16 protein-coding genes are annotated in these 18,569 nt (G+C 71.7%); 6 read left to right on the plus strand and 10 right to left on the minus strand.

What is annotated here, in order from left to right:
* Positions 1-69 precede the first annotated feature (69 nt).
* The 4 genes from mug to Aut01nite_RS35475 form a co-directional block, all read right to left on the minus strand.
* The gene (gene mug / locus Aut01nite_RS35460; RefSeq protein WP_052163108.1) at positions 70-588 is read right to left on the minus strand and encodes a G/U mismatch-specific DNA glycosylase; all 519 of its coding nucleotides are present in this window, start codon (positions 586-588) and stop codon (positions 70-72) included.
* A 248-nt stretch (positions 589-836) separates the two neighbouring features.
* The gene (locus Aut01nite_RS35465; RefSeq protein ID WP_043521548.1) at positions 837-1,598 is read right to left on the minus strand and encodes an SDR family oxidoreductase; all 762 of its coding nucleotides are present in this window, start codon (positions 1,596-1,598) and stop codon (positions 837-839) included.
* Between the two features lie 31 nt (positions 1,599-1,629).
* Positions 1,630-2,064: a hypothetical protein gene (locus tag Aut01nite_RS35470; protein WP_052163067.1), complete on the minus strand. Its 435-nt coding sequence runs from the start codon at positions 2,062-2,064 to the stop codon at positions 1,630-1,632.
* A gap of 57 nt (positions 2,065-2,121) precedes the next feature.
* Positions 2,122-2,871, minus strand: coding sequence for a helix-turn-helix domain-containing protein (locus Aut01nite_RS35475; RefSeq protein ID WP_043521549.1), 750 nt, complete (start codon positions 2,869-2,871; stop codon positions 2,122-2,124).
* 148 nt (positions 2,872-3,019) lie between these two features.
* Between Aut01nite_RS35475 and Aut01nite_RS35480 the strand changes: the two genes are divergently transcribed.
* On the plus strand, positions 3,020-3,385 hold the full coding sequence (locus tag Aut01nite_RS35480; RefSeq protein ID WP_043521550.1) for a nuclear transport factor 2 family protein: 366 nt from the start codon (positions 3,020-3,022) through the stop codon (positions 3,383-3,385).
* A 204-nt stretch (positions 3,386-3,589) separates the two neighbouring features.
* Here the strand turns inward: Aut01nite_RS35480 and Aut01nite_RS35485 are convergent, their stop codons facing one another.
* Positions 3,590-4,177 carry a TetR/AcrR family transcriptional regulator gene (locus tag Aut01nite_RS35485; protein WP_043521551.1) on the minus strand — a complete coding sequence of 196 codons (588 nt, stop codon included), beginning with the start codon at positions 4,175-4,177 and terminating at the stop codon, positions 3,590-3,592.
* Between the two features lie 164 nt (positions 4,178-4,341).
* Between Aut01nite_RS35485 and Aut01nite_RS35490 the strand changes: the two genes are divergently transcribed.
* Positions 4,342-4,989, plus strand: a complete 648-nt coding sequence (locus Aut01nite_RS35490) for an HAD family hydrolase (protein WP_043521552.1) — start codon at positions 4,342-4,344, stop codon at positions 4,987-4,989.
* A gap of 307 nt (positions 4,990-5,296) precedes the next feature.
* Entirely contained in the window at positions 5,297-6,181 is an 885-nt protein-coding gene (locus tag Aut01nite_RS35495) for a serine protein kinase RIO (protein ID WP_043521789.1), read from the plus strand.
* 61 nt (positions 6,182-6,242) lie between these two features.
* On the opposite strand, the gene Aut01nite_RS35500 is transcribed toward Aut01nite_RS35495, so the two are convergent.
* A complete protein-coding gene (locus Aut01nite_RS35500) occupies positions 6,243-6,488 on the minus strand; it encodes a DUF2630 family protein (RefSeq protein WP_043521553.1) in 246 nt (81 codons plus the stop codon).
* 57 nt (positions 6,489-6,545) lie between these two features.
* Here Aut01nite_RS35500 and Aut01nite_RS35505 point away from each other — a divergent pair, with 57 nt between their 5' ends.
* A complete protein-coding gene (locus tag Aut01nite_RS35505; protein WP_043521554.1) occupies positions 6,546-7,136 on the plus strand; it encodes a sugar O-acetyltransferase in 591 nt (196 codons plus the stop codon).
* Between the two features lie 129 nt (positions 7,137-7,265).
* Here the strand turns inward: Aut01nite_RS35505 and acnA are convergent, their stop codons facing one another.
* The gene (gene acnA, locus Aut01nite_RS35510) at positions 7,266-10,052 is read right to left on the minus strand and encodes an aconitate hydratase AcnA (protein ID WP_173476623.1); all 2,787 of its coding nucleotides are present in this window, start codon (positions 10,050-10,052) and stop codon (positions 7,266-7,268) included.
* A gap of 198 nt (positions 10,053-10,250) precedes the next feature.
* On the opposite strand from acnA, the gene pulA reads away from it, so the two are divergent.
* Together pulA and Aut01nite_RS35520 are read left to right on the plus strand one after the other, a co-directional pair.
* Positions 10,251-13,454: a pullulanase-type alpha-1,6-glucosidase gene (pulA, locus tag Aut01nite_RS35515; protein ID WP_043521792.1), complete on the plus strand. Its 3,204-nt coding sequence runs from the start codon at positions 10,251-10,253 to the stop codon at positions 13,452-13,454.
* Between the two features lie 65 nt (positions 13,455-13,519).
* Positions 13,520-14,011, plus strand: a complete 492-nt coding sequence (locus Aut01nite_RS35520; RefSeq protein ID WP_236642462.1) for a hypothetical protein — start codon at positions 13,520-13,522, stop codon at positions 14,009-14,011.
* 36 nt (positions 14,012-14,047) lie between these two features.
* On the opposite strand, the gene Aut01nite_RS35525 is transcribed toward Aut01nite_RS35520, so the two are convergent.
* Genes Aut01nite_RS35525 through Aut01nite_RS35535 form a run of 3 tightly spaced genes read right to left on the minus strand, consistent with a single transcriptional unit; the run spans position 14,048 to position 18,553 of the window.
* Complete coding sequence (locus tag Aut01nite_RS35525) at positions 14,048-14,764, minus strand: alpha/beta fold hydrolase (RefSeq protein WP_043521556.1); 717 nt, start codon at positions 14,762-14,764, stop codon at positions 14,048-14,050.
* Positions 14,761-15,720: an alpha/beta hydrolase gene (locus tag Aut01nite_RS35530; protein WP_043521557.1), complete on the minus strand. Its 960-nt coding sequence runs from the start codon at positions 15,718-15,720 to the stop codon at positions 14,761-14,763. The genes Aut01nite_RS35525 and Aut01nite_RS35530 overlap by 4 nt, the downstream gene beginning before the upstream one ends.
* Positions 15,721-15,775: 55 nt before the next feature.
* A complete protein-coding gene (locus tag Aut01nite_RS35535; RefSeq protein ID WP_052163068.1) occupies positions 15,776-18,553 on the minus strand; it encodes an AfsR/SARP family transcriptional regulator in 2,778 nt (925 codons plus the stop codon).
* Positions 18,554-18,569: the final 16 nt, after the last annotated feature.

Consider the following 18,569-nt stretch of genomic DNA (forward strand, 5'->3'; position numbering starts at 1 on the left):
GGGCTTTCGTGGGCCGGGCCTCTTCCGGCTGGGTCTTCGCGGAGCAGGCCGTGTCGCCGCGTCTCAGGCTCAGAGGATGGTGGCGCGGAGCGCGGCGAACTCGCTGATCAGGGCTGGGAGCTGGAAGTGGGCGTTGAGGCCGCTCGGGTTCGGCAGCACCCACACCGGCACGCCGGAGATCGACTCCTCTTGACGGCCGATCTGGGCTTTCGGGCGCCCGAAAGCGGCCCGGTAAGCGGTCACGCCCAGCACGGCCAGAACCCGGGGCTGTAGCCGGGCCACCCGTTCGGCGAGCCGGGCGCCGCCGTGGACGAACTCCTCGGGGGCGAGTTCGTCAGCGCGGGCCGTGGCGCGCGCGACCACGTTGGTGATGCCGAGACCGAGAGCGGGCAGCAGATGCTGCTCCGAAGGGTGCAGCAGCCGGTCGGTGAAACCGGAGCCGTGCAGCGCCGGCCAGAACCGGTTGCCGGGGCGGGCGAAGTGGTGACCGGTCACGGCCGAGTACAGGCTCGGATTGATGCCGGAGAACAACACCAGCAGATCCGGGCCCTCGACGTCGGGAATGGTCCGCCCGGCTGCTGCCGCCATCTCCTCGGCACTGGGCCGGGCCGCCCGCGCCGCCACCGTGCCGGGCCGACGGCGGCCCTCCGCACCGGGCCGGCCCTCCGCACCGGGCCGGCCCGCCGCGCGCCGGGGTGAGGGCGATCCGGCGGTGGGACCGGGCGGGTCGGCGGTGGGACCGCGTGAGCCGTCGGCGGGACCGGGCGGGTCGGCGGTGGGACGAGGTGGGCCGTCGGTGGAGCGGGATCGGCCGGCGGTGGGGCGGGGCGGGGTGGTCACAGGGTGCGGAGGGCGCCGCCGTCGACCGCGACCGCGACGCCGGTCACGTAGCTCGCTGCCGGGGACAGCAGGAAGGCGGCGACACGGCCGAACTCGGAGGGCTCACCGATGCGGCGCAACGGCACCGAGGAGGCCACCTTCTCCGCCGCGTCCACCGGGTCGTCGGTGGCGGCGAACAGCTCACGGCTGCGGTCGGTCATGAAACGGCCGGGAAGAATGCTCAGGACACGTACGCCGCGCGGGGCGAACTCGTCGGCCATGTCCTTGGCGACCATCGCCAGTCCGGGCCGGAACCCGTTCGACAGGCCGAGACCGGTCAGCGGCGTCTTCACCGACGTGGACAGCACCAAGCCGATCGCCCCGCCCTCCGGCAGCGACGACGCGAACGTCCGGGCCGCCCGCACCGAACCGAGGAACACCGTCTCGAAAGCGCTCGTCCATTGGTCGTCGCTCATGCTCGCCGCGGTGCCCGGAGCGGGACCGCCGACCGAGATCAGCGCGCCGTCCAGCCGGCCGAACCGTTCCTGCGCCGCGTGCACCAGTTCGCGCGGGGTGCTGGGGTCGGCCAGGTCGGCGGTGACTCCCAGCGCGTGCTCCGGGCCGCCCAGCGCGGCCACCGCGTCGGTGACCCGGTCCTCGTCGCGGGAGGAGATCACCACCCGGGCGCCGTCGCCGACGAGTGCCTGCGCGGTGGCGAGCCCGAGCCCTCGCGAGGCCCCGGTGAGGATGAAGACGCGATCAGCGAGCCCAAGGTCCATACTTCGATCCTGCCATCCCGGCCGGCGCCGGTCACCGGGCCCGTGCGGCGCCGGCGATCGCGCCGCCCGCGCCGCCCGCGCCGCCCGCGCCGCCCGCGACGACCGCGCCGCCCGCGACGACCGCGACGACCGCGTCGAGGGCGCCGCCGAGCACGATGGCGAGCAGTCGGCTGTCCACGTCGGGCCGGAACTCGCCGGACGCCGCCGCGCCGTCGATCAGCGCGGCGAGCGGCCGCCGGCGGGCTTCCGGCCGGGCGCGGTCCCGGATGCCTGTCCCGTTGCGTTCGTCGAGCGCCTCGACGATGACCCGGACGTGCTCGGGATGGGCGGCCAGGTGGGCGATCATCGCCCGCAGGTACGCCTCGACCGCCTGAGCCGGGCCGGCCGCCGCCTCGACGGCCGCGCCGACGTGCCCGGTCCGGGCGGTGATCACCGAGGCGTACGCCGCCCGGATCACCACGACCACATGGTCAGGGAACTGAGCGCGTGGTAGATCGTTACACCCGTACGCCGCAAGGTTTCGTCATGTGCCGATCCCCAGCGCCGCCGCGGTCGCCGCGTCGGCCGGCAGGAACGCCTCGATGGCCAGCTCGGAGAGGGTCACGTCACGTGGGGTGCCGAGCACCGACGTGATGCTGAAGAAGTTGAGGCCGTCGAAGCGCAACGGGACGACCAGGCCGTCCGGGCGTTCCGGGACCGCGCCCCCGGGATAGCCCGCCAGCTCCGCACGAAGCTCCCGCAGCACCGGGTCGGCGGTGGCGGCGGCCTGCCTGTCGAGCCGGTGCAGGATGTGCGTACGCCATTCGGCGAGATTGCCGATCCGCGGCGCCATGCCCGCCGGATGCAGCGCCAGGCGCAGCACGTTGACCGGCGGGGCCAGCAGCTCCGCGGCACAACCGGCGGTGAGCCGGGCCACCCCGTCGTTGGCGTCCACCATCGTCCAGTGCCGGTCCACCAACACCGCCGGGTACGGGGAATGACCGGCGAGCACGTTGCGCAGGGCCGTCAGCACGTCCGCCAGCGGCGGCCCGTCCAGCTCCGACTCCGGGTGCGCGGGGGCGAACCCACCGGCCAGCAGCAGCTCGTTACGGGCGCGCAGCGGAACGTCCAGCTCCTCGGCCAGCCGCATCAGCATCCCCCGGGTCGGCTGCGAACGGCCGGTCTCCACGAACGACAGGTGGCGGGTCGACACCCCGGACCGGCCGGACAGATCGAGCTGGCTCATCCTCCGGGCGTCCCGCCAGCCGCGTAACAGCCTGCCCACGTCGCTCATCCCCGCAGCGTAGGAAGCGGCGCCGAACGTCCGCCATTACCCGTGAGGTAATCGACGGCCCTACCTCCGCCCCGGCAGGCTCGGTCCATCAGCGGATCACCCCCGGGCCGGGCCGGCCTGCACGGGATGACAGGAGAGGGCGAGAAGAATGAGCGACTTCGGCAATGTGATCGAGCGGTACCTCGCGGTGTGGAACGAGACCGACCCGGTCGCGCGCCGGGCGGCGATCGACGAGCTCTTCGCGGAGAACGTCCGCTACGTCGACCCGCTCGCGGCGGTCGAGGGGCGGGCGGCCCTGGACGCGCTGATCGGCGCGGCGCAGCAGCAGTTCGCGGGGCTGGTGTTCAGTTCCGGCGGGCCGGTGGACGCGCACCACGACCAGGCCCGGTTCACCTGGAACCTGGGCCGCCCCGGCGAGGAGCCGTTGGTGGTGGGCTTCGACGTGGCCGAACGGGACGCCGGCGGCCGTATCGTCCAGGTCCTCGGCTTCATCGACCGGGCCCCCGGTTCCTGACCGCCGCTCCGCCGGTTTCCGGCGAGTGCGAGATCGGCCGGTCCATCTCCTGACCGCGCTCCGCCGGTGCCCGGCGAGTGCGAGATCGGCTGGTCCATCTCCTGGCCGCCGCTCCCCGCCGGTTTCCGGCGAGTGCGAGATCGGCTGGTCCATCTCCTGACCGCGCTCCGCCGGTTTCCCGCGAGTGCGGGGCGGCGAGGGTGGTCAGGGAGTGGAGGGTTTGCGGACGGCTTCCTCCACGACGTCGAGGACGCGAGTCAGGTCGCCGGGTGGGCGGCCGGTGGCCAGGTGCAGGACCAGGCCGTCGTAGGCGAGCTCGAGAAACTGGGTGAGGACCTCGACCGGGACGTCCTGGCGCAGCACACCGGCGTCGCGCTGGCGTTGCAGGCGGTCGCGGGTGGCGTCGGCGATGGCGGCGGAGCGCTGGGCCCAGCGTTTCGCGAAGGCCGGGTCGGTGCGGAGCCGGTGCGAGACCTCCAGCTGGGTGCCGAGCCAGCCGGCGGTGTCGCCCTCGCTGTTGCCGGCCCGGTCGAGCAGGTCGCGCATCACCTGAACGAGGCCGTTCTCGGCGACGGTCTCGACCATGGTGACGGCGTCGTCCTCGGCGACGGCGAGGAACAGCGACTCCTTGTCCCGAAAATGGTGGAAAATCGCGCCACGGGACATGCCGGTCGCCTCTTCGAGGCGGCGCACGGTGGCACCGCCGTAGCCGAACCGTGCGAAGCAGTGGCGGGCCGCGTTGAGGATCTCGTGGCGGCGCGCGTCTAGCTGGTCCTGACTCACCCTGGGCACGTCACCGATCGTTTCACGGCCCTGGACCGTCTTGCAAGCCGTACGTACGGTTTACAGAAGTCCGGCGTACCCCGATCGGATGATGCGAATTTCGTCATGCTCCCAGCGTTTTGTTAACAGTCCTGGGCTGTTCGGTTCCGTGAGCGCTCACGTAAAGTGCCCGCGTGCCTCTAGTCTTCCTCTCCCTGGACGACACCCTGCTTGATCGCAGCGGTGCGTTCCGGTTGTGGGCTAAAGGTTTCCTCGACGAGATCTCCGCACCGCAGGACGATCTGGAGTGGCTGGTCGCGGTCGACGCGGACGGACTGACCTCCCGATGGGACCTCGCCGACCGGATCCGGGACCGTTACCGGCTGCGGGTGCCGTCGATCGACCTGGTGGACGAGTTGAAGGCCGGGCCGCTCACCTATGAACGGCTCGACCCGATGGTGGGTTGCGCGCTGGAGATCGCGGGCGACGCCGGGCTGGTTCCGGTGGTGGTGACGAACGGGCCCACCGAGCAGCAGGAGTCGCGGATCCGACGGACCGGACTGGACCGGTATGTCGCCGACTGGGTGATCTCGGAGCAGTGCGGGGTCAGCAAACCGAACCCGCGGATCTTCGCGATGGCCGCTCAGCGGGTCCGGATGCGGCTGGCCGGCGCCTGGGTGCTCGGGGACAGCCCGGAGTCGGACATCGGCGGGGCGGCGGCGCTCGGGCTGCCGAGCGTGTGGTTGCACCGCGGGCGGGACTGGGTGGACAACCGGTTCGCGCCGACGAAGGTGGTCGGCAACGTCATCCAGGGCATCTCGGCGATCATGGCTTCGCGCTGAGCGGGTCCGCGAGAGCTGAGCGGGTCCGCGAGAGAGCTGAGCGGGTCCGCGAGAGAGCTGAGTGCGGTTCCGAGATGAAGCCGAGCGGGGTTCCGCGATAAATCGGTTGCGCGCCGGACCGGCATGCGCAAAAGTCGACCGCGCGAACCGCCACGGCTGCGCCTGAGCCGGGCTTCGTGGACCGTCGAGTGACCTTGCGAGAGAGAAGGGGGTGGGACCAGATGGCTGTCGTTGTGCTGCCCGCAGTCGCCGCTTCCCTGTTCACTTCTTTCTCCGAGGAGACCCTCCCGTGCGCGAGCACTCGACCATGCGTAACAAGCGTCGCAAGTTCGATGACGACGACAGTGACTTTCTGAAGATCAGCCGGCTGACGCCGGCCCTCAAGGAGGATCCGGACCTGCCCGAGGAGGGTGACCGGTGGTCCACCTGGGACGGCGCCCTGCACGGTCCGGAGCCGAGACCCGATTGGGTACGCACGGAGCACGCCGCCGTCGACACCGAGCTGGGGATGCTGAAGACCGGCAAGGAAGCGGACGTCTTCCTGGTGCGGCGGGCGATCCCGGGCACCGACCGGATCAGCATGCTGGCCGCGAAGCGCTATCGCGACGGCGACCACCGCCTCTTCCACCGGGACGCCGGATATCTCGAGGGGCGCCGGGTGCGGCGGTCCCGGGAGATGCGGGCCATGACGAACCGCACCTCGTTCGGCAAGGAGATGATCGCCGGGCAGTGGTCGGCGGCCGAGTTCGACGCGCTGGGCCGGCTGTGGCAGATCGGCCGGGAGAGCGGGCTGGTCCACGTGCCGTACCCGGTGCAGCTCATCGGCACCGAGCTGATGATGGAGTTCATCGGCGACTGGGAGACCGGCGAGGCGGCGCCCCGGCTCGCCCAGGTGCGGGCCGAGCCCGATCAGCTCGCCGATCTGTGGCGGCAGATGACCGACGCGCTGTCGGTGCTGGCCCGGGCCCAGGTGGCACACGGTGACCTGTCGCCGTACAACACGATGGTCCACCAGGGGCGGCTCGTCATGATCGACCTGCCGCAGATCATCGACGTGGTCGCCAACCCGCGCGGGGCCGAGTTCATCGCCCGGGACGTGCACAACGTGGCCGGCTGGTTCCGGCAGCGGGGATTGCCGGTCGACGCCGAGGAGCTGACCGACCGGCTGCTGTACGAGGCGGGGCTGCGGTGAGCCGCGGCCCCCGGCCCGGTCCGCGGCCGCCGCACCCGCGGCGGCCGCGGCCGGGACCGCGTCACTGGATGTAGTGCTCCACCTCGTCGGTGCTGTGCGCCTGCTCGGCGTCCGGGTCGTGCCCGGCGTCGCGGGCCGCACGGCGCCGGCGCAGCAGGTCCCAGCACTGGTCCAGGGACTCCTCCAGCTCCTTGAGGCGGGCGTGCTCCTCGTCGGCGGAGATCTCGCCTGCACTCAGCCGGTCACGGAGCTTGTGCTCCTCGTCGACGAGCTCGTTGATCCGGCCCAACACGGTCTTGTCATCCATTTCTGGATGGTATTCACCGGACGCGGTGAGCGCCGGTCAGGATGGCAAGATCACAGGATGACGCTTGAGGAGCAGCGGGAGCACATTCTCTCCGGCCGGATGTACGACGACCTGACGCCTGAGCTCGTGCAGGCGCGGGAACGGACCGTGCTGCTGACCGACGAGTACAACCGCAGCTTCGGGCGGCCGCCGGCCGAGCGGCAGGCGATCCTGCGGCGGCTGCTCGCGTCGGTGGGCGAGGGGTGCCACTTCGAGCCCACGTTCCGGTGCGAGTTCGGGTTCAACATCAGCGTCGGGGACCACTTCTACGCCAACTTCGACTGCGTGATGCTCGACGGCGGTGGGATCACCATCGGGAATCGTGTGCTGTTCGGGCCGCGGGTCGGGATCTACACGTCGAACCATGCGATCGACGCGGCGGAGCGGGCGGCCGGTGGCTGCTACGCCAAGCCGGTGACGATCGGCGACGACGTGTGGGTCGGCGGCGGCGTGACGATCAACCAGGGTGTGACGATCGGGGACGGCGCGATCGTCGGGTCCGGCAGCGTGGTGACCAGGCCGATTCCGGCCGGTGTGATCGCGGTCGGCAATCCGGCGCGGGTGCTGCGGGAGATCACCGGCGCGGACCGGACCGGCTTTCGCCCCTGACCGGTGCCGGGGCGATCCGCCGAGCCTCTTGCGGCGAGCCGGGGCGCGTGGCCCGTACCCCCGAAGAAAAGGCGGAAGCCCCGCCCTCCGGAAGAGGAGGGCGGGGCTTCTTCAGCGAAGCGGGCAGCGTCAGCTGCGGAGCATCTTGCGGAGCACGTACTGCAGGATGCCGCCGTTGCGGTAGTAGTCGGCCTCACCGGGCGTGTCGATGCGGACGACCGCGTCGAACTCGATGCCGGTGTCGGTCGTCACCTTGACGGTGCGCGGGGTGGCGCCGTTGTTGAGCTCGGTGACGCCGGCGAACGAGAAGGTCTCGGTGCCGGTCAGGCCCAGGGACTCGGCGTTCTGCCCCTGCGGGAACTGCAGCGGGAGCACGCCCATGCCGATCAGGTTGGAGCGGTGGATGCGCTCGTAGCTCTCGGCGATGACGGCGCGGACGCCCAGCAGCATGGTGCCCTTGGCGGCCCAGTCCCGGGACGAGCCCGAGCCGTACTCCTTGCCGGCGAGGATGACCAGCGGGATGCCGGCCTCCTTGTAGGCGACGGAGGCGTCGTAGATCGTGGTCTGCTCGCCGGTCAGGTGGTTGAGCGTGAAACCACCCTCGACGTTGTCCAGCAGCTGGTTGCGCAGCCGGATGTTGGCGAACGTGCCCCGGATCATGACCTCGTGGTTGCCGCGGCGCGAGCCGTAGCTGTTGAACTCGGCGCGCGGGACGCCGTGCTCCGCGAGGTACTTGCCGGCGGGCGAGTCCGGCTTGATCGAGCTGGCCGGGGAGATGTGGTCGGTGGTGACCGAGTCGCCCAGCTTGGCCAGGACGCGGGCGCCGGCGATGTCGGTCACCGGGCTCGGGTCGGCCTGCATGCCCTCGAAGTACGGGGGCTTGCGGACGTAGGTGGAGTCGTCCGCCCAGGCGAACGTGTCACCGGTCGGGGTGGGCAGCGCCTGCCACTGCTCGTCGCCGGCGAAGACGTCGGCGTACGCGGTGCTGAAGCCCTCGGCGCCGATGGCCTGCGCGATGGTCTCGTCGATCTCGGCGTTGGTCGGCCAGATGTCGTTCAGGTAGACCGGCTTGCCGTCCGAACCCGTGCCGAGCGGTTCGGTGGTGATGTCGATGTCCATCGAACCGGCCAGCGCGTACGCCACCACCAGCGGCGGGGACGCCAGGTAGTTCATCTTGACGTCCGGGTTGATCCGGCCCTCGAAGTTCCGGTTGCCGGAGAGGACGCTGACCGCGGTCAGGTCGGCCTCGTTGATGGCGGCCGAGACCTCCTCGGGCAGCGGGCCCGAGTTGCCGATGCAGGTGGTGCAGCCGTAGCCGACCAGGTTGAACCCGATCTTGTCCAGGTACGGGGTGAGCCCGGCCCGGTTGTAGTAGTCGGAGACGACCTTCGAGCCCGGAGCCAGGGTGGTCTTCACCCACGGCTTGCGGGTCAGGCCGCGCTCGACGGCCTTCTTCGCGAGCAGGGCGGCACCGATCATGACCTGCGGGTTCGACGTGTTGGTGCAGGACGTGATGGCGGCGATGACGACGGCGCCGTGGTCCAGCTCGTACTCGACGCCGTCCTCGCCCTTGACCAGGGTCGGCTTCGACGGGCGGCCGTCCGCCCCGTTCGCGGCGCTGAAGACGTGCGGCTTGTCGGCCGGGTCCTCGACGCCGTTGGCCGGCGAGTCGCTGGCCGGGAAGGACTCCTCGCTCGCCTCGTCGGCGTGGCCCTGCGGCTGCACGTAGTTCTTCAGGGCGTCGCGGAACATCGGCTTGGCCTCGCTGAGCAGCACCCGGTCCTGCGGGCGCTTCGGGCCGGCCAGCGACGGGACGATCGTCGACAGGTCCAGCTCGAGCTTCTCCGAGTAGTCCGGCTCGGCGTTCGGGTCCAGCCACAGGCCCTGGCGCTTCGCGTACGCCTCGACCAGCGCCACCTGCTGCTCGGTGCGGCCGGTCAGCTTGAGGTAGTCGATGGTCTGCTCGTCGATCGGGAAGATCGCGACGGTCGAGCCGTACTCCGGCGACATGTTGCCGATGGTGGCCCGGTTCGCCAGCGGGACGGCGCTCACGCCGGGGCCGTAGAACTCGACGAACTTGCTGACCACACCGTGCTTGCGCAGCATCTCGGTGATGGTGAGCACCAGGTCGGTGGCGGTGGTGCCGGCCGGCGCCTCGCCGAACAGCTTGAAGCCGACGACCCGCGGGATCAGCATGCTGACCGGCTGGCCGAGCATCGCGGCCTCGGCCTCGATGCCGCCGACACCCCAGCCCAGCACACCCAGGCCGTTGACCATGGTGGTGTGCGAGTCGGTGCCGACCACGGTGTCGGGGTAGGCCTGGCCGTTGCGCTCCATGATGGTGCGGGCCAGGTACTCGATGTTGACCTGGTGCACGATGCCGGTGCCCGGCGGGACGACCTTGAACTCGTTGAACGCGGTCTGGCCCCAGCGCAGGAACTGGTAGCGCTCGCGGTTGCGCTGGTACTCCAGGTCCACGTTGCGCTGGAAGGCGTCCGCCCGGCCGAACAGGTCGGCGATGACCGAGTGGTCGATGACCATCTCGGCGGGAGAGAGCGGGTTGACCTTGGTGGGGTCGCCGCCCAGGTCCTTCACGGCCTCACGCATGGTGGCCAGGTCGACCACGCAGGGGACGCCGGTGAAGTCCTGCATCAGCACCCGTGCCGGGGTGAACTGAATCTCGACGTTGGGTTCGGCGCTGGAGTCCCAGCTGCCGAGCGCGTTGATGTGGTCGGCGGTGATGTTCGCGCCGTCCTCAGTGCGCAGCAGGTTCTCCAGGAGGATCTTCAAGGAGTAGGGCAGACGTTCGTGCCCCTTCACCTTGTCGATCGTGAAAATCTCGTAGCTCGCGTCTCCGACGCGCAGCTCGCTCTTCGCACCAAAGGTGTCGAGGCTGGCCACCGTCTTCTCCTTCACACCCAGCGACTGGAAGTCAAGTCTTTCGCACCGAAAGGGCGACCTCTTGGTTAGGTATGCCTAACTCTCGGTTGCGCGTCTTCGGTAAACCGTACGTCCGTCTTGCTAGAGGTTGCAAGGCGGGTCCCACGCGACGATCCTCCCAGTCCGTCGTCGGGACACCCGGAAAATGTCGTATCCCGCTGCGATGATGTGCCGGTGACGACGGTCGAGATCACCGCTTCCGCCCCGCCGATCAGTGCGGCCGCGCCGGCCGGCCGCACCGATGTGCGCTGGCTGATCGTTCACTATCAGCGGCCCGACGGTGACTACGCCGACTGGGTCCTGCACGCCTGGGGTGACCTCGCGCCCGGCGCCGACCTGGTCTACCCCGACGGCGTCCCGTTCGCCGGTGAGGACGCGTGGGGGCGTTTCGCCTGGGTGCGGGTCCGCGAGGACGCGCAGGAGATCGGCTTCCTGGTGCTCAGCCGGCAGGGCGCCAAGGACGTCGAGGTGGACCGCTGGGTCGATCTGCGCAAGACCGGCGAGATCTGGGTGACGGCCGGCGACCGCCGGGTCTCCACCACGCCGCCCGAGCTCCCCGGCCCGCCGCCGGACACCGTCGTGATCCATTACCGCAGGCCGGGCGGTGATTACGGCGGGTGGGGCCTGCACTGCTGGGAGGGCGTTCCGGTCACCGAGAAGACCCGGTGGGGTTCACCGCACATGCCCACCCGTTTCGATGCCTTCGGGGCGATCTTCGAGGTGCGGGTGCGGCCCGACGCCGTGGGCCTGCGCTATGTGCTGCACCGGGGCGAGGAGAAGGATCTTCCCGACGATCAGCGGCTCGATCTCACCGTGTGCCGGGAGGTGTGGCTGACCGCGGGGTCCTGGGCGCCGGTCCGCCCGGATCTCGGGACGCTGGGGCCGGAGCTGGATCCGGCTCGTGCCCATGCGGTGTTCATCGACCGGTCGACGATCGCCCTGCCGGAGTGGTTCGCGGCGCGCGCCGTGTCGTTCACGGTGAACGGGCTTCCGCTGGTGCCCCGGCCCGGCGGCCTCTTCCAGGCGCAGAGCCGGCGCTTCCCGCACCTCCGGGCCTACCGTGCCTTCGCCGTCAAGGAGCTGGGCGACGCGGCGCTCGGTGACCTGCTGCGCGACCGGCTGCTGATCGAGGGCCGGGACGCCGCGGGCGACGTGGTGGCCGTCACCGCCGTCCAACTCGCCGGCGTCCTCGACGATCTCTATGCGGACGCCGCCGACGCCGAGCTCGGCCCGGTCGTCGACGACCGGGACAAGCCCCGGCTGTCGGTGTGGGCGCCGACCGCCCGCAAGGTCGAGCTGGAGCTCTTCCGCGAGCCCGGCGAGGAGCCACGCGTCCTGCCGATGGAGCGCGACGACGTGACGGGCGTCTGGTCGATCACCGGCAAGCGCAAGTGGCTGAACAAGTGGTACCGCTACCGCGTCGAGGTCTGGCAGCCGGCCGCCCAGCGGGTCGTGACCACCAGCGTGACCGACCCGTACTCGGTGTCGCTCGCCACCGACTCCACCCACAGCCAGCTCGTCGACCTGTCCGACCCGGCACTGCGCCCACCCGGCTGGGACACGCCGGCCAAACCGCCCGTGGTGGCCCCGGCCCGGATGCAGATCACCGAGGTCTCGGTCCGGGACTTCTCCATCGCCGACGCCTCGGTGCCGCCGGACGAGCGCGGCACCTTCCTGGCCTTCGCCCGGCACTCCTCCGACGGCATGCGGCACCTGCGCTCCCTGGCCGACGCCGGGCTCACCCACGTGCACCTGCTGCCGGTCAACGACTTCGCCACGGTGCCCGACCGGCGGACCGACCAGGCGGTGCCGGCCTGCGACCTGACCGCGTTCCCGCCCGACTCGCCGGAGCAGCAGCGCGCCGTGATGGCCGTCGCCGACACGGACGGGTTCAACTGGGGTTACGACCCGTGGCACTGGACGACGCCGGACGGCAGCTACGCCACCGACCCGGCCGGCCCGGCCCGGATCCGGCAACTGCGCTCGGCCGTGGCAGGGCTCAACGCGGCCGGGCTGCGGGTCGTCCTCGACGTGGTCTACAACCACACGATGGGCGACGGGCTCGACCGGTTCAGCGTCCTCGACCGGATCGTCCCCGGGTACTACCACCGGCTCCTGGAGGACGGCAGCACCGCCGAGTCCACCTGCTGCCCGAACACCGCGACCGAGCACCTGATGATGGGGCGCCTGGTGGTCGACTCGCTGGTCACCTGGGCCCGGGAGTACCGGATCGACGGCTTCCGCTTCGACCTGATGGGCCACCATCCGCGGGCCAACATCCTGTCGGCGCGGATCGCCCTGGACCGGATCGACCCCGACATCACGCTGTACGGGGAGGGGTGGAACTTCGGCGAGGTGGCGTACGACGCCCGGTTCACCCAGGCCACCCAGGTCAACATGGCCGGCACCGGGGTCGGCACGTTCAACGACCGGTTCCGGGACGCGATCCGGGGCGGCGGCGCCTTCGGGGACGACCCCGGCACCCGGGGTTTCGCGACCGGGCTCGGGTCGGCCGTCCCGCTGTGGCTGCACGACCGGATCAAGGTCGGCCTCGCCGGCGGGCTGGCCAACTACCGGTTCGTCTGCCACGACGGGGTCGAGCGCAGCGGCGCCCAGATCGACTACAACGGCTCGCCCAGCGGTTACGCGCACACCCCCGGCGAGACGGTGAACTATGTGGACGCCCACGACAACGAGATCCTGTACGACGCGATGGCGTTCAAGCTGCCCCGCGACCTGTCCCAGCTGGACCGGGCACGGATGCAGGTGCTCGCCCTCGCGCTGGTGGTGCTGAGCCAGGGCGCCGGGTTCGCGGCCCTCGGCACCGAGCGACTGCGTTCCAAGTCGCTCGACCGCAACTCGTTCAACTCCGGCGACTGGTTCAACCAGATCCGCTGGGATCCCGCCCTCGGCAACGGGTTCGGGCTGGGCCTGCCCCCGGAATCCGACAACGGCGACAAGTGGGATTACGCCCGGCCGCTGCTCGGCGACCCGTCGCTGGTCCCGGCGCCCGACGTGATCACGTTCGCCGCCGAGCGTTACCGGGAGCTGCTGCGGATCCGCCGGTCCTCCCCGGTCTTCGGCCTGCCGGACGCCGAGGAGGTGCAGCGGCGGCTGTCGTTCCCGCTCGGCGGCCCCGGCGAGCAGCCCGGCGTGATCGTGATGGAGCTGGACTCCACCGGCCTGGACCGGCGCTGGGGCCGCATCGTGGTCGTCTTCAACGTCACCGGGTCGACGGCCTGGCCGGCCGTGCCGGACGCCGGCCGGCTGCGCCCGCACCCGGAGCTGACCGCCTCGGCCGACCCGGCGCTGCGTGCGGCCACCCCGGGGGAGGCGCCGCCTCGCTCCGTCACGGTCTTCGTCAGCGACCTCGCCTGAGCGTGCCGGAGGAGCGTGGTTGCGCTACATTGCGCCGCGACGGTGACTGTGGAGCGGAGGTCGTGGTGCGGGTAGAGCGTGCCCTGTGCGCGTTGATCCTGATCGGGCTGGCCGGAGGGTGCACGTCCGGCGAGAAGGAACCGGCCGTGGTGGATCCGGCGCCGACGGCCGGGGCGTCCGCGCCGGCGTGGAGCGAGCCGGCGAACTACAGCTTCGTGCTGAGCCGGGGCTGTGACGCGGCCGCCCCGCTGGGCCGTTACCAGGCGACCGTGACGAACGGCGCGGTGACCGGGGCGACCCGGGTCGGCGCGCCGGCGGCGGCGCCGTCGGCCTCGGCCGAGGTGGATCTCGGGCCGGTGACCGGCGACGAGGGCGAGGAGATCGACGTGCCGACGCTCGGCGAGCTGGTCGCGATGGCCGAGACCGCCCAGGAGGACGGTGCCCAGGTGTCCACCGAGTTCGACCGCACCGACGGCCACCCGGCCAAGGTCACCATCAACGTGACCGACACGCCCGGCGGCGCCGAGTGCTGGATCATCAGCGACTACAAGGTGTGATCCGTGGGGTTCGGGCGCACCCGAACCCCACGGCACTCAGTCCGTGACCGCGGCGATGGCGGTGCGGATCAGGTCGGCGACCTCCCGGGGATGCGACAGCATCACCAGGTGGGAGGAGTCGATCTCGGTGGTGCGGATGCCGGCGCGCTGGTAACCGAAGCGCTCGACGTCCGGGTTGATGGTGTGGTCCGAGGAGGCCACCACACCCCAGGCGGGCTTCGTGCGCCACGCCGCCGCCGACGCCGGCTCACCGAACGCGGCCGCGGCGAGGGGCCGCTGCGACACCGCGAGCACGCGGGCCAGGTCCGGGTCCACGTCGTGCGCGAAGATCGCCGGGAACTTCGCCACGTCGACGGACACGTCGGTGCCCGGCTCGGTGGAGCCGTCGACCGGGTACGGCGTGTAACGAAGCGCCGCGGCCAGGTCCGAGTCCGGGAAGCGGCCCTGCAGCTCGCCCAGGCTCTCGCCCTCCTCGAGCGCGTACCCGGCCAGGTAGACCAGCGCCTTCACGTTGTCGGCGACACCGGCGACGGTGATCACCGCGCCGCCGTACGAGTGCCCGGCCAGCACCACGGGACCGTCGATCGAGGCGAGAACCGACGACAGGTAGGCCGCGTCGCCGGAGAGCGAACGGTTCGGCACCGGCGGGACCAGCACCGTGATGCCGTCGTCGAGCAGGTCGGCGACGACCGGGGCGAAGCTGGACGCGTCCGCGAACGCCCCGTGCACGAGGACCACGGTGGGCGCGGTCACGAGTGCAGCACCGATCGGAGGAACGCGCCGCCCTGCGCGGTGGCGGCCTTCGCGGCGTGGGTGTCCTTGAGGGCGTTGAGCAGCACGAAGTCGTGGATGATGCCCTGGTATCGGACGGCGGTCACGTCGACGCCGGCGGCGCGCAGCTTGGCCGCGTACGCCTCGCCCTCGTCCCGCAGCACGTCCGCCTCGGCCACGATGACCAGCGCCCGCGGCAGGCCCGCGAGCTCCTCGGTGGTGGCCCGCAGCGGCGACGCGGTGATCTGCGCGCGCTCCGCCTCATCGGTCGTGTACTGGTCCCAGAACCACTGCATGCCGTCGCGGCGCAGGAAGTAGCCCTCGGCGAACTGGTGGTACGAGTCGGTGTCGAAGTTCGCGTCGGTCACCGGGTAGAACAGCAGCTGGCCGGCGATCGCCGGGCCGGAACGCTGCTTGGCCAGGATGGTCAGGGCGGCCGTCATGTTGCCGCCGACCGAGTCACCGGCCACGGCGATCCGGGTGGCGTCCAGGTCGTGCTCGGCGCCGTGCGTGGCGACCCACTCCAGGGCGGCGTAGACCTGCTCGACGGCGACCGGGTACCGGTTCTCCGGCGAACGGTCGTACTCGACGAACACGGTGGCGGCGTTCGCGCGTACGGTCAGCTCCCGGACCAGGCGGTCGTGGGTGTTCGCGTCACCGAAGACCCAGCCGGCGCCGTGCGTGTAGATCAGCACCGGCAGCGGCCCGGTCACACCGGCCGGGCGCAGCAGGCGGACCTTGACCTCGCCGGTCGGGCCGCCCGCGAAGGTCAGGTCCCGCACGTCGGCGGCGGGCACCTCGACACCGGCGCCGTCCTGCACCGACTCGACGGCCTTGCGGCCCTCCTCCGGGCCCAGGTCGAACAGGTACGGCGGGTTCGCGGTCGCCTCGACGAACGCCTGCGCGGCCGGCTCGAGAACGGGCTTGGGGTAGCTCATCGGTTCCTCCTGAAGATTTCAGACGAGGATCAGGTAACCGGAGCGCTGTGCACGATCAGTGCATCGGCGGTGCACTGATGGCCGTGACCTTGGCGGTGTACTCGTCGACCTCCGTGTCGCCCCAGATCGCCCGGTAGTCGGCGGCGTGCCGGGCGGTGATCTCGTGGAAGCGGGCGGCGGCAGCGGCGGCGCGGGCATGGTCGCCGACCTTGTCGGCGGCCTCCGCCCACAGCGCGTACATGTGGAACATCGGGAACACGTCGGCCGGTGCCAGCTGATCCACCGCGATCTCGATGTATCGCAGAGCGGTGTGCGGGTCGTCGAGCAGCAGGTGGATCTCGGCGAGCTTGGCCGGCGCCTCGCAACGCAGATCGGCGATTCCGTGGGTGAAGACGAACCGGAACGCCTCCTCCCCGACGGCGGCCGCCTCCGCCAGATCACCGTGGTCACGCAGCTCACCGGCGAGCGCGGACAACCCGTACGTGACGATGCACGGGTCCCGCGACCGCCGGGCGAAGTCCAGCGTGAGCCGGGCCCGGCGGAGCCGTTCCGCCGGGTCGCGGGTACACGAGACCAGATTGCGCCACACATGCGACTGGCCGCCCGCGTCCCCGATTCGCTCGTAGAGCGCCAGCGCCCGCCGCAGCCGCAGCTCGGCCAGATCCGGCTGGCCGGCCCGGATACCGAGCGCGGTCTCCCGCAGCATGCCGGCCTCCAGCAGCGGATCGCCCAGCCGGTACGCCGCCGCCAGCGCCCGCTCGGACTGTTCGCGGGAGTCGGCCGGCGGCTCGATCCGGCTGCTGCGCTGGGCCCGTACGTCGAGGATGATCTGGATCGCCTCCCGGTCCCAGCCGCGGGCCAGCGCCAGATCGACGATCGCCCGCAGGGCGCGTCTCTCCCGGATGTACCACTCCAGCGAGGCGTTGAAGTCCGCCGGCTCCTCGACCACCACACCCTGCGTGACCGGCCCGAGGTCGGTGAGCGGGGGGCGGCCGAAGACCAGGTAGCCGTGCCGGGCGCTGCGCAGGTAGTGCTCGACGAGCCGGCGTTCCGCATCGAGGCGCTCCCGCTCGCCGAGGAGCTCTCCGGCGTAGGCGTGCAACAGGTCGTGGACCGTGTAACGCAGCCGGCCCGCCTCGGTGATCATGTTGGCGGCGCTCAGCTCGATCAGCAGGCCGCGGGCGGCATCGCTGGCGCCGGCGATGCTGGCGGCGGCCTCCGCCGAGATCTCCGGCCCGGGGTGGACGGCGAGCAGCCGGAACATCCGGGCCGCGGCCGGGCTCAGCGCCCGGTACGACCAGGACAGCGCCGACCGCACGTCGTCCGACGTCTCCCCGGTGGCGAGCGCGTCCAGTTTCCGCGACGACGACTCCAGCTCGTCGACGACGTCCTTGAGTTTCATGTCGGGGCGGACCGCCGCGTACGCCGCCGCGATCGCCAGCGCCAGCGGCAGCCCGGCACAGAACCGGACCAGCTCCCCGGCGGCCTGCGGCTCGGCGCTCAGCCGGGGCGCCCCGATCCGTTTCGCCAGCAGCTCCAGCGCGGCCGCGTCGCCGAGCCGGCCCACCATGACCGGCCGGGCGCCCTCGTGCGCGATCAGTCCGGTCATCCGGTTCCGGCTGGTCACGATGACCAGGCAGCCGGACGTGCCGGGCAGCAGCGGCCGGACCTGCTCGGAGTCGCGGGCGTTGTCCAGCAGCAGGATCATCCGCCGGCCGACCAGCGCGGACCGCAGCCGGGCGGCGCGGGTGTCCACGTCCGCCCCGGCCAGCGCGACCAGGGCCACCCCGAGCGATTCGAGGAGCACGTTCAGGGCTTCGGACGGCTCGACCAGCCGCCCGCTCGGGTCGAAACCGCGCAGGTTGAGGTAGAGCTGACCGTCCGGGTAGCGGGGGGCGAGCCGGTGCGCCCAGTCCACCGCCAGGGCGGTCTTGCCGATCCCGCCCATGCCGCTGAGCACGACGATGCCGGTGTCCGCGGTGGGCAGCTCGCCGCGGGTCACGAACCCGGCGACCCGGCGCGGCAGCTGCACCGGCCGGTGGGCGGCGGGCGGTTCCGGGTCGTCGTCGGCGAGCGCCTGCAGGTGCGCGGACCGCAGTTCGGCACCCGGGTCGGCGCCGAGCTCGTCGGCGAGCAGGCGCCGCACCTCGTCGAACAGGACGAGCGCCTCGGCCCGGCGGCCGGTCAGCGCCAGCAGCCGGACCATCCGGGCCTGCAACGGCTCGTGCAGCGGCGCCGACACGGCGATCCGGTGCAGCTGGGGGACGCTGCGCAGGGCGGCGGGTTCGGTCAGGGCCAGGTCGGCGGCCTCGACCGCGATCTGGATGCGTTCCTGCTGCAGCGCCACGAAGGCCGGGTGGTCGAGCACCTCCGGGTCCAGTCCGGCGAAGACCGGCTCGTGGGCGCGTTCGAGGGCCTGGGCGTACGCCTGGGAGGCCTCTCGGGGCAGGCCGGCGGCGGACGCGGCCCGCGCGGAAGCAAGGAACGAGCGCACCGCCATCAGGTCGCAGGTCCGCTCGTCGGCGACCAGCCGGTAGCCCTGCCCGGCGGGCTGCACCCAGCGGCCCGGCGCCCGGCTCGCCAGCTGCGGCTCGAAGAGCCGGCGCACCTGGCCGACCAGCCGGTGCAGCTGGTTGACCGCGCTGGGCGACGGCTCGGCGCCCCAGATCAGGTCGATCAGGGTGTCCACCCCCACCACACCGCCGCGGGCCGCGAGCAGCGTGGCGAGCAGAGTGCGCAGCCGGGGAGCCCCGATGTCGACCTCGGCGCCGGAACGCCACATCCGCAGCCCGCCGTAGGACCGCAGCCGCACGGCGGGCTCGATGTCGTTCATGAGTCGATCTTCCCCG

The organism is Actinoplanes utahensis (genome assembly GCF_016862455.1).
GTDB classification, from domain to species: domain Bacteria; phylum Actinomycetota; class Actinomycetes; order Mycobacteriales; family Micromonosporaceae; genus Actinoplanes; species Actinoplanes utahensis.